The sequence below is a fragment of the Polyangium mundeleinium genome, from assembly GCF_028369105.1.
GTDB classification, from domain to species: domain Bacteria; phylum Myxococcota_A; class Polyangia; order Polyangiales; family Polyangiaceae; genus Polyangium; species Polyangium mundeleinium.
Genome location: NZ_JAQNDO010000001.1, coordinates 9112314 through 9125328, shown reverse-complemented (window position 1 = coordinate 9125328; position 13015 = coordinate 9112314). Strand labels below are relative to the sequence as shown.

Genomic DNA, 13015 nt, shown 5'->3' with positions numbered 1-13015 from the left:
TCCCGCGCGCCTGCCGCGTCCGAGGCGCGCCCTCCCTTTTTCCCGGACGAACCGGAGACGAGAGCAAGCCGTGAGCGTCATCCCCCGCAAGCCCAAGGCCCCGCCGGCGACGAGCCCGCACGATCCGCGCTACTACGACGCGCGGGATCTCGAAGCGGAGCTGCGCCGCGCGTTCCAGATCTGCCACGAGTGCCGCATGTGCGTGAACTACTGCGGCTCGTTCCCGGAGCTGTTCAACCGGGTCGACAAGGCGATCGATTCGGGCCGCGCGGAGGGCGCGGAGCTCATCGATGACGCGGACATCAAGGCCGTCAGCGACGCCTGCTGGCAGTGCAAGCTTTGTTATATCAAGTGTCCGTACACGCCCGATGAGGGCTCGTCGGAGTTGCTCGACTTCCCGCGGCTCATGGCCCGCGAGCGAGCGAACCGCGCCGCGCGCGACGGCATCCCGCTCGTCGACAGGATCCTCGGCGAGCCGCAGGCGATCGGCGCCGTGGGCGGGGGCGTGATGGCGCCGCTTTCGAACTTCGTGCTCGCGTCGAGCCTCGTGCGCAAGGTGCAGGAGAAGGTGACGGGCATCTCGGCGGAGTTCCCGCTGCCGCCGATGGCAGGGGAGACGTTCAGCGCGTGGCTCACGGACCACGCACCAGCCGAGAACGCGGGGAAACACGGCGAGGTCGTGCTCTTCGCGACCTGCTACGGCGAGTACAACGTGCCGAGCGTGGTGCGCGCGACGGTGCGCGTGCTCGAGCACAACGGCGTGCGCGTGCGGTTCCCGGGTGTGGGCGAGGATCACGGCGCGAGCCTGACCTGCTGCGGGATGCCGAACCTCGACGGCGGCGACGTGAAGGCCGCGACCGAGAAGATCCGCCACAACGTGGAGCTGCTCCTGCCGCACGTGCGCGCGGGTCGATCGATCGTCGTGCCGGGGCCGACGTGCGGCTACACGATGAAGAAGGAGTGGGCGGAGTACTTGCCGACGCCCGAGGCGAAGGAGGTCGCGGCGGCGACGGTCGACCTCATGGAGTTCTTGGTGAAGCTCGGTCGCGAGAAGAAGCTCGTGCGCGAGTTCCCGGAGAAGCTCGGCACGATCGCCTATCACGCGGCCTGTCACCTGCGCGCGCAGAAGGTCGGTTTTCCCGGCGCGCGTGTGCTCGGCGTCGTGCCCGACACGGACGTGCGCGTGATCGAGCAGTGCTCGGCCGTCGACGGGACGTGGGGCATGAAGGCGGCGAACTACGAGACGGGGCGTCGTTACGCGCAGAAGCTCGTGCGTGGCGTGTCGGACGTGGAGCCGGACATGGTCGTGAGCGACTGTTCGCTGGCAGCGCTCCGCGTGGAAAAGGAGACGGGCAAGCACGTTCTCCACCCGATCGAGGCCCTCGCGCGTGCCTACGGGCTCTTGCCAGCCGAGGGCGCCGAACCCACGACGAAGGGCGAACGAGCCTGATCCTGGAGAAGGAAAGAAGAGCGATGCGACCGATCGATCGGAGCGAGATCCTGCCCATCGGCGACTACGAGCAGATCCGGGCGAGGTTCCGGGCGCGCGTCATCGAAGAGAAGCGGCCGCGCCGGGTGAAGCTCGGCGAGCAGATGTCCGCGGTGTTCGAGAACCGAGACTCGGTGCTCCTGCAGATCCAGGAGATGCTGCGCACCGAGCGCATCATGAACGAGAGCGGGATCGCGCACGAGATCGGGACGTACAACGAGCTGATCCCAGCCCCGGGCGAGCTCAGCCTGACGATGTTCGTGGAGATCCCGGACGCCGTGATCCGCGACCGCATGCTGATCGAGCTCAAGGGCCTCGAAGGCTGCGTGAGCGTGGAGGTCGACGGCGTGCGCGCGGCCGCGAAGAGTGATCCGAAGGGCGTGATGCCGGACCGGACGACGGCCGTGCACTACTTCAAGATCAAGCTCTCCGAGGCAGCGATCGCGGCGATTCGCAGCAAGACGGCAAAGGTCGCGGTGCGCGTGGATCACCCGCGGTACATCGCGCGGACCGAGCTCGGACCGGTGTCGATCACGAAGCTCGCCGAGGATCTCGCGTGAAGCCATGATCGCCTTCGTGCGGCCGATCAAGTTCGAGGAGGTCGACGCCGCGGGGATCGTCTTCTTCGGGCACTACCTCGGCTTCGCGCACGAGGCGATGGAGCACTTTTTCGCGGGGCTCGAGCGGGGATATCCGCACCTCATCGTGAAGCGCCGCGTGGGTTTGCCCGCGGTGAAGGTGAACATGTCGTTCAGCGCGCCGGCGCGGTACGGCGATGTGTTGCGCATCGAGACGAGCACGGCGCACCTCGGCAACCGGAGCGCGACGCTCAGGTACCAGATGATGCGCGACGAGGGCTCCGTGCTCGTCGCGACGGTGGAGCACACGATCGTCACGACGAACCTCGACGTGATGGCGTCGTGCCCGATGCCGGACGACGTGCGGTCGATCCTCGCGGCGCACCTCTCGGTCGAGGCCACGTCGTCTTGAGCCTGGGCGGCCGGCGCGTCGAGCTGCGGCTGCTCCGGGATCGCGCGCACTACGATGTGCTCGTGCAGGGCGTGCTCGCGAAGGCGCGCGTGAGCGTGTGGATCGCGACGGCGAACGTGAAGGAGCTGCGCGTGGAGGCGCCCGTGGGATCACGGGCGCGCGCGCGGGGCCGGTACGTGTCGCTGCTGGAGGTGCTCCGTGGGCTCGCGCGGAGCGGGGTGGAGCTGCGATTGCTGCATGCGGGTGTGCCGTCACGCGCGTTTCGCGAGGAGCTCGCGCGGCACGAGGAGCTTCGCGCGGGCGGGCTCGCGATGCGTCGATGTCCGCGCGTGCACCTCAAGATGATCGCGGTCGACGGCGCTGCGCTTTACCTGGGATCCGCGAACCTGACGGGCGCCGGGCTCGGCGCGAAGGGCGAGGGGCGCCGCAACTTCGAGGCGGGGATCCTGACGGACGACGACGTGCTGCTCGACGAGATGCAGGAGACGTTCGATCGGATCTGGTCCGGGAGAGAGTGCAAAGGCTGCAGACTGCGCGACGTTTGCCCGTCGCCGCTCGACGGTTCGGGAGGCAGCGCGAAGCCGAGCGCAAAGGCGCCGGCGAAGAAGGCCGCGGGGAAAGGTCGTTCGCGGTTGCCGCGCGGGCCACGATCGAGCAAGGGCGGGGCATGACGATGTCTCAGGGGCCGGATCCGGCCGCGCTCGATCGGGTGGCACAGGCCGCGCTCGCGCACGTGGCCGATGGCATGACGCTTGGCCTCGGCACGGGACGTGCCGCAGAAGCGTTCATCGAGCGCCTGGGCGAGCGGGTGCGCCGAGGGCTGCGCGTGCGGGGCGTGCCGACCTCGAAGCGCTCGGACGAGCTTGCGAAGAAGCTTCAGATCGAGTGCGTCGGGCTCGACGAGATCCACGGGATCGACGTGGCGTTCGACGGCGCGGACGAGGTGACGCCGGAGCTCGCGCTGACGAAGGGCCTCGGCGGCGCGCTCTTGCGCGAGCGCGTGGTCGCGTACGAGGCCGAGCGGCTCGTGATTTTGGTGACGCCGGAGAAGCTCGTGAACAAGCTCGGATCGAGGACAGCGATCCCGATCGAGGTGGTGCCGTTCGCGGTGGCGACAGCGTCGCGGCACCTCAAGAACCTCGGCGGCGAGCCCGTCGTGCGCAAGAAGGCGGACGGGTTCCCCTTTGTGACGGACAACATGAACTGGATCGTCGACACGCGTTTCGCGCCGCTCGACGACCCGGCGCGCACGCACGCGGAGGCGCGGCGTATCCCCGGCGTCGTGGACACGGGGCTCTTCATCGAGATGGCGGACGTGGTGCTGGTGGGCGGCGCGGACGCGGTTACCGAGATGCGTTGAGCGGGGGTTCGGGGGCGTAGCTCGGCTCGTCCGAGCGCAGCCCCCGAGCGTGGAACGACGCGAGGCGCGCTTCGAGCAGGTCGAGGCGCAGATCGCCCGGCGCCCCTGGCGAGACGCGCGCGGCGAGGCTCGCCGGCGCGTCGCCCTGGGCGAGCGCTTTGATCTCGTCGGCGACGCGGCGGTAGGCCTCGCGAAAGGGGACGCCGGAGGCGGCGAGCTCGACGGCTCGGTCGGTGGCGAAGCACTCGGGCGTGATCGCGGCGAGCATTCGTTCGTGATCAAAACGAAGGCCCTCGACGAGGCGCGGCAGGAGGCGGACCGTGGCGAGCGTCTCGTCGAGGCCGCGCAGCACGGGCGACTTCGTGAGCTGCAGATCGCGGTGATATCCGGACGGAAGCGCGACGAGGGTCTGCACCTCGGCAAGCGCGCCCTGCACGATCGAGCAGGCAGCGCGCATGAGCTCGACGACGTCGGGGTTGCGCTTCTGCGGCATGATCGACGAGCCCGTGGTGAACGCGTCGGGGAGGCGCACGAAGCCGAACTCGCTCGTCGTGAAGAGGGAGAGGTCCCAGGCGAGCCTGCGGACGATCGCCATGACCTGCCACGCGGCGGCGAGGAGCGTGGCCTCGACGATGCCCCGCGAGGTCTGCGAGCCGAGCGGATTCCACGCGACATCGGAGAAGCCGAGCTCGCGCGCGACGCCCTCGCGATCGAGCGGGAGGTTCACGCCGTAGCCGGCGGCGGCGCCGAGCGGGGAGCGATCGGTGAGCGCACGCGCGGCGCGGACGATGGTGACCGCGTCGAGCAGGCCCTCCGCAAAGGAGCCCGCCCACAGGCCCACCGAGCTCGGCACGGCGCGCTGGAGGTGCGTGTAGCCGGGGAGCGGCGTCTTTTCGTCGCGACGCGCGAGCGCGACGAGCGCGGAGGCCGCGGCGAGCACGAGCGCTTCGAGCTCGTCCATCGCGTCGCGCTCGTAGAGGCGCATCGCCACGAGGACCTGATCGTTGCGGCTGCGGCCCGTGTGCACCTTCTTGCCGGTGTCGCCGAGCATGGAGACGAGCGCGGATTCGATCGCGGTGTGGCCGTCCTCGTCGGCTTCGGTGAGCACGAGCTCGCCGGCGTCGTTCCTGCGGACGAGCTCGGCGAGCGCGCGTTCCATGGCGTCGAGCTCGCCTTCCGAGAGGACGCCGACGCGACGGAGCCCGCGCACGTGCGCGCGCGTCGCCACGAGGTCGTAGGCGAGCAGGCGTTGATCGAGCTTCCAGTCGTCGCGGGAGGTGTAACGGAGCATGGCGGCGTCGGTGGCGCCGCCCTTGTCCCAGAGTCGTCCGCTCATCGTCCTTCCAGGGTCTCGTCCACGAGCGCGCGGAGCTCGGCGAGCTTCTTGGCGCGCTCGGGATCAACGGTCTTCTTCGGCGTGGTGGCGCGCATCGATCGTTCGAGCTCGGAGAGCGTCTCCTCGGCGGTGGGCGCGCGCTTGCCGCGGCCGAAGCCGAAGAGGCGCGACATCCATCCCTCGGCCTGATCGAGGACGAACGCGTCGCTGCGGATGCCGTCCGGATCTTCGCGCAACCTGCGCACGACGGCCGCGTTCGCGCGGGCCCACGTCTCGGACTCCGCGAAGCGCTCGCGCGGGACCGGATCGAGGTGGCGCGCGGCGACCCTGCCGTCCGTGCCGAAGAGCTTGCAGAACATCGCGAGCGCGAGCGTGAGCTCGTTCGTGGTGAGGCGCGTCGCGGAGTGGATCTTTGCGCCGCCACAGCCTTTCACCACGACGTGGGATCCGTTCGCGAGCAGGACGCCGAAGCCGAGCAGCACGCCCGCGAGATCCGTGACGGGCTCGCGCTCGGTCGCCGAGAGCCCGTCGTACGCGTCGGCCTCGGTCATGAACATGCAGGCCACGGAGCGGACGAGGGCCGTCGTGAGGACCACGGGATCACGCACTTCGCCCGTGCCCACGGCCACGACGTACGAGCCATCGGGGCGGCGACCGACGCGATCGAGGCGCGTCTCGATCTTGCCGCCGGGGCCACAAGCGCCGCTGCCGCAGCCCGTGCTCATCGCCTCGCCTTCGGGCGTGACGAGCGTGAGTTCGACCGTGAGGTCCGAGAGTCCCGCGAGGGCTTGCACGCGCTCGAGGAGCTTCGCCACCGCGTTCGGCGATCCGTCGAACGGATCGGGAAAGGAGTCGGCCGTGGGGAGCACGAGGCCACGCACGGGCTCGGCGCCTTGCTCGATCAGGGCCGCGGCGCGATGGAGGATCCAGCGGACTCTCGGTTCAGCAGGGAGATCCATGCGATCAGTCTAGTGCGGGAGCGGCGCGGCGTCGAAAGCGATGGGGCTTCTTTCCCTTGATTCGTGGACCGCCAAGCCTCATGGAGGGGGCGGACGGATCGAATGACCGAACTCCAGACACTCCCGCACCAGGCCTCGCCGATTTCCTCACGCAAGGCCGACCACATCGACCTGTGCGCCACGGGCGACGTGGGGTTCCGCGCGAAGACGACGCTGTTCGAGGGCGTCGAGCTCGTGCACGACGCGCTGCCTGAGATCGTGATCGACGACATCGACACGTCGATCGAGCTGCTCGGCAAGAAGCTCCGCGTGCCGCTCGTGATCGCGGCGATGACGGGAGGCACCGAGCGCGCGCGGGGCATCAACCGGGAGCTCGCGCGGATCGCCGAGGAGCGCGGCTACGGCTTCGGCCTCGGCAGCCAGCGCGCGATCCTGAAGGGCGAGCCGCGCGAGACGTACATGGTGCGCGACGTGGCGCCGACGACGCTTGTGCTCGGCAACATCGGCGGCGTGCAGGCCAAGAGCCTCGAGACGGCGAAGGTCATGGAGCTCGTCGAGGCCGTGGGCGCCGACGCGCTCTGCGTGCACCTGAACCCGGCGCAGGAGGTCGTGCAGCCGGGCGGGGATCGAGATTTCGTGGGCGTGGTCGGGGCGCTCGAGCGGCTCGTCGCGGAGCTCTCGGTGCCGGTCGTCGCGAAGGAGACGGGCTGTGGGATCGGGCCGCGCACCGCGAAGAAGCTCGCGAAGGCGGGCGTGCGGCACGTGGACGTGTCGGGCGCGGGTGGCACGAGCTGGGTCGCGGTGGAGACGGCGCGCGCCACGGGGCAGGAGCGCTCGCTCGGCATGACGCTGCGGGAATGGGGCGTGCCGACGGCGGCCTCGGTGCTGATCACCCGCGAGGCGCGGCCGCGGTTCAAGAGCATCATCGCGACGGGCGGCGTGGCGAGCGGCGTCGACGTGGCGAAGGCCCTCGCCCTCGGAGCGCACGCGGCGGGCATCGCTCGTCCGGTGTTGCAGGCGCTTCATTCGGGGGGCCGGGATGGTGCGCTCGCCTTCCTCGACCAGGTAGAGTCCGAGCTCCGTGCCGTCATGTTGCTCGTGGGCGCGAGGGACGTACGGGCCCTTCGGCGCACGCCGACCCTTCTTTCTCCGGATCTCGAGCGCTGGGCGGCCCTCGCCTCCGGCGCCCGGAAGAAATGAGCTTGGCCCGGCCATATGAAGGGGCCTTCCTGCCGGCGAGGCGGGCGTGCTACCGTCCGGGTCGCTGGAGATCCCAGGGAGACGATGAGCGACAACGAAGGGCGATCCAAAGCGCCCAGCGAACAGCCTCCGGAAGACCTGAAAAGGGAGCGGGATTTGTTCATCCAGCAGTTCTTCCGCAAAGGCGCTCAGTTGACCGAAGAGGTCCTGAAGGAGAACGAGCGTCTCCGTGATCGGCTCTCGGAGCTCGAGAACGAGAACGGCAAGCTCCGCGCGCACCTCGCCAGCGATACGGCGATGCGGGATCTCGTGCGGAAGATCGAGGCGCTCGAGGGGGAGAAGAACGCGCTGCTCCAGCGCTCGGTGGCGATGGAGGCGGTGAGCGATCGCTACACCTCGCGCCATCAGGAGGTGGAGTCGGAGCTCGCGAGCCTCGCGAATCTCTACGTCGCGACCTCGCAGCTTCACTCCTCGACGAACGTTCGCCACGTGCTCCGCAACATCAAGGAGCTCCTGGCGCAGCTGCTCGGCGCGGCTCGGTTCGGTGTCTACATCGCCTCGGACGACAAGAAAGAGCTCGTGGCGGTGGCGACGGAAGGCCAGAGCTTCGCCGACATCGCGACCCTACCGGTGGACGACGGCCCGATCGGGCGGGCTTTTTCCACCGGCAAGCTGTACTACGACGCCGAGAATGACGTCTCGAAGGGCACGGTCGAGCGCCCCGCGGCGGTGGTACCGCTGCTCATCGATGGCCAGCCCATCGGCGTCATCGCCATCTTCGGGACGCTTTCCCAAAAGACGGCCTTCGACGACCAGGACGGTGAGCTGTTCCGGCTCCTGGGCGCGCAGGCCGCCCTCGCGCTCGTCAGCGCGCGGCTGTTCACCGATGCAGGTCGCAAGGTGCCTGGTGTACAGGCGTTCCTCGACCTGGAGGACTGATCGATGGCCGAGTACTCCTGCCTGATTGTCGAAGATTCGCCCATGATGCGGCAGCTCTTGGTCTTCGCGCTCGCGCGGCTCAAGAACCTGCGCGTCACGGAGGCGGACGACGGCGTCGACGGCCTGCGCAAGCTCGCGTCGACGAAGTACGACGTCATCATCACCGACATCAACATGCCGATCATGGACGGGCTGAAGCTCGTCAAGCGTGTCCGGTCGGATCCGGTACACAAGGACACGCCGATCATCATCATCACGACCGAGGGCTCGCAGGAAGACCGGCAACGCGCGCTCCAGCTCGGCGCGAACGCGTACATCACCAAGCCCATCCAGGCGCCTCAGGTGATCGCCAAGGTCAAAGAGCTCCTCGGCATCGAGTGAACCGGCCGCCCCCGGCCCTCCACGTCAAGATCTGCGGTTTTACGCGGATCGACGACGTGGAGGCCGCCGTCTCCGCGGGCGCCGACATGATCGGCCTCAACTTCGTTTCTGGATCGCCGCGTCGTATCGACGTGCCGCTCGCGCGTGCGCTCGTGGGCGCGGCGCGTGGGCGCGTGGAGATCGTCGGCGTCGTGGCCGATCTCGATCCGGCGCGCGTCGCGGAGCTCGTCGTGGAGGTCGGCCTCGATCGCGTGCAGCTCCATGGCGACGAGCCGCCCGAGGTGATCGACGCGCTCGGGCCGCGCGCGTTCAAGGCGCTGCGCATCGGCGGCGCGGAGGACGTCGCGCTCGCGGCGCGGTACGGCGGGGATCTCCTGCTCGTCGACGCGCGTGTCCCGGGGCAGCAGGGGGGCACGGGCGTGCGTGTTGATCCCGCGCTCGTCGTCGAACTCGCGCGCGCGCGGCGCCTTCTACTCGCCGGCGGGCTTGGGCCCGACAACGTCGCCGAGGCGGTGCGCGTCGTGCGGCCGTGGGGCGTCGACGTCGCGAGCGGCGTCGAATCCGCGCCAGGGCTCAAGGACGAGCGCAAGATGCGCGCGTTCGTGAGTGAAGCTCGGCGCGCGGCGCAGGAAGCCGCGCGAACGGCGAACGGCGCAGACGAAGCGTGAGGAGGTCTTGGTGATGACGATGCGGAGAATTTCGAGGGGGCTCGTGGCAGTTCTCGTCGCGGCGCCGTGCGCGCTCGCGGCGTCGACGGCGTCGGCGGGGACGCTGAGCGTGGGGCCGGGGAAGACGTACGAGACGCCTTGCCAGGCGATCGCAGCGGCGGAGGACGGCGACTGGATCCACATCGACGCGGCCGGGGACTACAGCGGCGATGTTTGCTCCTGGTCGAAGAATGGGCTCTTGATCCGCGGCGTGGGTGGGGTCGCGAAGATCGACGCGGCGGGGAAAAACGCGGGCGGCAAGGCGACCTGGGTCATCGCGGGGAACGACACGGTGATCGAGTACATCGAGTTCACCGGCGCCGCGGTCCCGGACAAGAACGGCGCGGGCATCCGTCAGGAAGGCGCGAACCTCACGGTCCGCAACAGCTACTTCCACGACAACGAGAACGGCATCCTCGCGGGCGACAACCCGAACAGCACGATCCTGATCGAGTTCAGCGAGTTCGCGAACAACGGCGCGGGCGATGGCCAGTCGCACAACCTCTACATCAACCACGTCAAGAAGTTCGTCTTCCAGCACAACTACTCGCACGGCTCGAAGATCGGCCACCTCCTGAAGAGCCGCGCGCTCGAGAACCACGTGCTCTACAACCGCCTCACGCAGGAGGACGGGACGGGCAGCTACGAGATCGACATTCCGAGCGGCGGCCTGACGTTCCTCATCGGCAACCTCGTCCAGCAGGGGCCGAACACGGACAACAGCTCGCTCGTCGCTTATGGCCTCGAGTCGAACGGGGCGAACCCGATCACCGAGCTCTTCGTCGTGAACAACACGTTCGTCAACGAGCGCCCGAACGGCGGCACGTTCCTCAATATCGGCGGAAGCGCCGTCCCGGCGGTCGTCCGGAACAACATCTTCGTCGGGCCGGGGACGCTCACGAACCAGGGCAACGCGAACCTCGGGAAGAACTTCCAGGGCGACCCGATGTTCGTCGACCAGGCCGGGTTCAACTACCGGCTGAAGGAAGGCTCGCCCTGCGTGGACGCGGGCGAGGCGCCGGGGATGGGCGGCGGGATCGATTTGACCCCCAAGATTAGTTACGTGCACCCGTACGACGGCGCGATACGCACGACGGTCGGCACGATCGACATCGGCGCCTACGAGCTCGGCGGGGAAGGAGGCGCGGGCGGGAGCGGAGGCGGCGGCGGAAACGGAGGCGGCGGCGGAAGCGGCGGCGCGGGCGGCAGCGGAGGCGACGGCGGAAGCGGAGGCGCGGGCGGAAGTGATGGCGGCGGCACGGGCGGCGGCGAGGACGAGGGCTGCGGCTGCCGGGTCGTCGGCGGCTCCGAGGGCCCCTTCGGCTGGGTCGCTTGCCTCGTGATCGGCGCGGCCGTCGCGGCGCGCAGGGGCCGGCGCGTAGAAATCTCGCGTCGCTGATCGCGGTCTCGAACACCACCCTCCACATCCTCTCCGGTTCACGCGCGCTCGCGGGGTCACACGGGCTTCGGAGCAACGTCCATCGTTGCGACCTCGGCGGTTCGTCCTAGGATGCCGCTCCCCCGACCGGAGACTCGTATGCGCACGCTTTCCCTCGCCTTCGCCTCCGTGGCGATGTCCCTCCTCGCTGGGTGTGGCTCGGCCAAGCCCGAGCCCATCACCAACACCGCGGGCCCCGTGCCCACCGTCGCTCCGCCCGTCGACAAGGGACCGCCGCCCGTCGAGGTCTCGCTGGAGAGCGTCGGCCTCGACGGCGCCGCGCTCGACAAGTCCGTCGACGCTTGCACGGACTTCTACCAGTTCGCTTGCGGCGGCTGGCTCAAGGCCACGGAGATCCCCTCCGACGAGGCGAACTGGGTGCGGAGCTTCAGCGAGATCGACAAGCGCAACGAGCTCGCGCTGAAGACGATCCTCGAGGACGCGGGCAAGGCGAAGAACCCCGATCCGACGACGAAGAAGATCGGCGACTACTACGCCGCGTGCATGGATGAGGCGGCCGTGGATGCCGCGGGCATCACGCCGATCAAGCCGCTCGTGGATCGCGCGCGGAAGGTCTCCTCGGCGAAGGACGTGACCACGCTCGTCAACGACCTGCACGCCAAGGGCATCTTCCCGCTGTTCTGGATCTCGGGCGAGCAGGATCCCGGGGACGCGACGCGCGTCATCGCCACGCTCGATCAAGGCGGGCTCGGCCTGCCAGACCGCGACTACTACACGAAGGACGACGACGACTCGAAGAAGCTCCGCGCCGACTACGTGGCCCACGTCGAGCGCATGCTGAAGCTCGCCGGGCTCGCCGAGGCCGACGCGAAGAAGGCCGCGGCGAACGTGCTCGCGCTCGAGACCGACATCGCCAAGGTCTCGAAGACGCGCGTGGAGCGCCGCGATCCGAAGGGCATCTACAACATGGTGAGCCGCGCGGATCTCGCCAAGAAGGCGCCGGCGTTCCCTTGGGACGCGTACTTCAAGGCGCTCGGGATCTCGGACGTGAAGCAGGCGAACCTGACGTCGATCCCTTTCTTCGAGGGCATCGACAAGCTGCTCGGGTCCGTGAAGGCCGACGTCTGGCAGAGCTACCTGACGTGGACGATCGTGCGCGCGTCGGCCGACGAGCTGTCGAAGCCGTTCGTCGACGAGGCGTTCGCCTTCCGCGCCCGCCTCTTCGGCCTGAAGGAGCAGAAGCCGCGCTGGAAGCGCTGCGTCGAGGCCACGGATCACGCGCTCGGCGAGCTCGTCGCGCAGCCGTTCGTGGCGAGCCACTTCGCGGGCGATTCGAAGCGCGCCGCCGAGCAGATGGTGCAGGAGATCAGCAAGGCCTTCGGCGTGCGCGTGCGCTCGCTCGACTGGATGGACGACAAGACGAAGGAGCGCGCGCTCGCCAAGCTCTCGTCGATGGCCTACCTCATCGGTTACCCGGGGAAGTGGCGCAGCTACGACTTCGAGGTCGACCGCAAGAGCTACGGGAAAAACGCGATGGCCGCGGGCGCGTTCGAGCAGAAGCGCAGGCTCGCCAAGATCGGCAAGCCCGTCGATCGCGAGGAGTGGCAGATGAGCCCTCCGATGGTGAACGCGTACTACGATCCGCAGAAGAACCACATGGTCTTCCCGGCCGGGATCCTGCAGCCGCCGTTCTACGACGTGAAGGCGGCGATCCAGGTGAACCTCGGCGGCATGGGCATGGTCGTGGGCCACGAGCTCACGCACGGCTTCGACGACGAGGGCTCGCAGTACGCGGGCAACGGCAACCTCGAGAACTGGTGGGAGCCGGCCGTCGGGGAGCTCTTCAAGAAGAAGACGACGTGCGTCGAGGAGCAGTACTCGAAGTACGAGCCGCTGCCCGGCGTGAAGCTCAACGGCAAGCTCACGCTCGGCGAGAACATCGCGGATCTCGGCGGCCTCCGGCTCGCGTTCATGGCCTACCGCGAGATGCGCAAGGGCGCGGCGAACATGACCGTCGCCGGCGGCTTCACCGAGGATCAGCAGTTCTTCCTGGCGCACGCGCAGTCCTGGTGCGCCAAGAGCCGCGACGAGTACGCGCGGCTCCACGCGAAGACGAACACACACTCGGCGCCCCGCTTCCGTGTGAACGGTCCGCTCGTGAACACGCCCGAGTTCGCCCAGGCGTTCTCGTGCGCCGAGGGCACGCCGATGCACCCGGCCAAGGTTTGTTCCGTCTGGTGACCTCCTCGCCACGG

13 protein-coding genes are annotated in these 13015 nt (G+C 69.0%); 11 read left to right on the top strand and 2 right to left on the bottom strand.

Features of this window, described 5'->3' with window-relative positions; translation table 11 throughout:
• Positions 1-70: 70 nt before the first annotated feature.
• From POL67_RS36180 to rpiA, 5 genes are read left to right on the top strand one after another with little or no spacing between them, the layout of a single operon-like run.
• Positions 71-1450: a heterodisulfide reductase-related iron-sulfur binding cluster gene (locus tag POL67_RS36180; protein ID WP_271925193.1), complete on the top strand. Its 1380-nt coding sequence runs from the start codon at positions 71-73 to the stop codon at positions 1448-1450.
• 23 nt (positions 1451-1473) lie between these two features.
• A complete protein-coding gene (locus POL67_RS36175; RefSeq protein WP_271925192.1) occupies positions 1474-2049 on the top strand; it encodes a DUF3501 family protein in 576 nt (191 codons plus the stop codon).
• Between the two features lie 4 nt (positions 2050-2053).
• Positions 2054-2479, top strand: coding sequence for an acyl-CoA thioesterase (locus POL67_RS36170; RefSeq protein WP_271925191.1), 426 nt, complete (start codon positions 2054-2056; stop codon positions 2477-2479).
• Positions 2476-3150 carry a phospholipase D family protein gene (locus tag POL67_RS36165; RefSeq protein WP_271925189.1) on the top strand — a complete coding sequence of 225 codons (675 nt, stop codon included), beginning with the start codon at positions 2476-2478 and terminating at the stop codon, positions 3148-3150. The genes POL67_RS36170 and POL67_RS36165 overlap by 4 nt, the downstream gene beginning before the upstream one ends.
• The gene (gene rpiA / locus POL67_RS36160) at positions 3147-3839 is read left to right on the top strand and encodes a ribose-5-phosphate isomerase RpiA (protein WP_271925188.1); all 693 of its coding nucleotides are present in this window, start codon (positions 3147-3149) and stop codon (positions 3837-3839) included. Before POL67_RS36165 ends, rpiA begins: the two co-directional genes overlap by 4 nt.
• Here the strand turns inward: rpiA and argH are convergent.
• Complete coding sequence (gene argH, locus POL67_RS36155; RefSeq protein WP_271925187.1) at positions 3823-5175, bottom strand: argininosuccinate lyase; 1353 nt, start codon at positions 5173-5175, stop codon at positions 3823-3825. The two genes, rpiA and argH, sit on opposite strands and share 17 nt — an antisense overlap.
• The gene (locus POL67_RS36150) at positions 5172-6134 is read right to left on the bottom strand and encodes a hypothetical protein (protein WP_271925186.1); all 963 of its coding nucleotides are present in this window, start codon (positions 6132-6134) and stop codon (positions 5172-5174) included. The genes argH and POL67_RS36150 overlap by 4 nt, the downstream gene beginning before the upstream one ends.
• A 102-nt stretch (positions 6135-6236) precedes the next feature.
• Here POL67_RS36150 and fni point away from each other — a divergent pair, with 102 nt between their 5' ends.
• From fni to POL67_RS36120, 6 genes are all read left to right on the top strand, one after another.
• Entirely contained in the window at positions 6237-7334 is a 1098-nt protein-coding gene (gene fni, locus POL67_RS36145) for a type 2 isopentenyl-diphosphate Delta-isomerase (RefSeq protein WP_271925185.1), read from the top strand.
• A gap of 84 nt (positions 7335-7418) precedes the next feature.
• The gene (locus POL67_RS36140) at positions 7419-8273 is read left to right on the top strand and encodes a GAF domain-containing protein (RefSeq protein ID WP_271925184.1); all 855 of its coding nucleotides are present in this window, start codon (positions 7419-7421) and stop codon (positions 8271-8273) included.
• A gap of 3 nt (positions 8274-8276) precedes the next feature.
• Positions 8277-8654 (top strand): response regulator, encoded by a 378-nt coding sequence (locus POL67_RS36135; RefSeq protein WP_136928355.1) that lies wholly within the window; start codon positions 8277-8279, stop codon positions 8652-8654.
• On the top strand, positions 8651-9322 hold the full coding sequence (locus POL67_RS36130) for a phosphoribosylanthranilate isomerase (RefSeq protein WP_271925183.1): 672 nt from the start codon (positions 8651-8653) through the stop codon (positions 9320-9322). Before POL67_RS36135 ends, POL67_RS36130 begins: the two co-directional genes overlap by 4 nt.
• 13 nt (positions 9323-9335) lie before the next feature.
• Positions 9336-10760 (top strand): right-handed parallel beta-helix repeat-containing protein, encoded by a 1425-nt coding sequence (locus POL67_RS36125; RefSeq protein WP_271925182.1) that lies wholly within the window; start codon positions 9336-9338, stop codon positions 10758-10760.
• Positions 10761-10898: 138 nt separating this feature from the next.
• Complete coding sequence (locus tag POL67_RS36120; RefSeq protein WP_271925181.1) at positions 10899-13001, top strand: M13 family metallopeptidase; 2103 nt, start codon at positions 10899-10901, stop codon at positions 12999-13001.
• Positions 13002-13015: the final 14 nt, after the last annotated feature.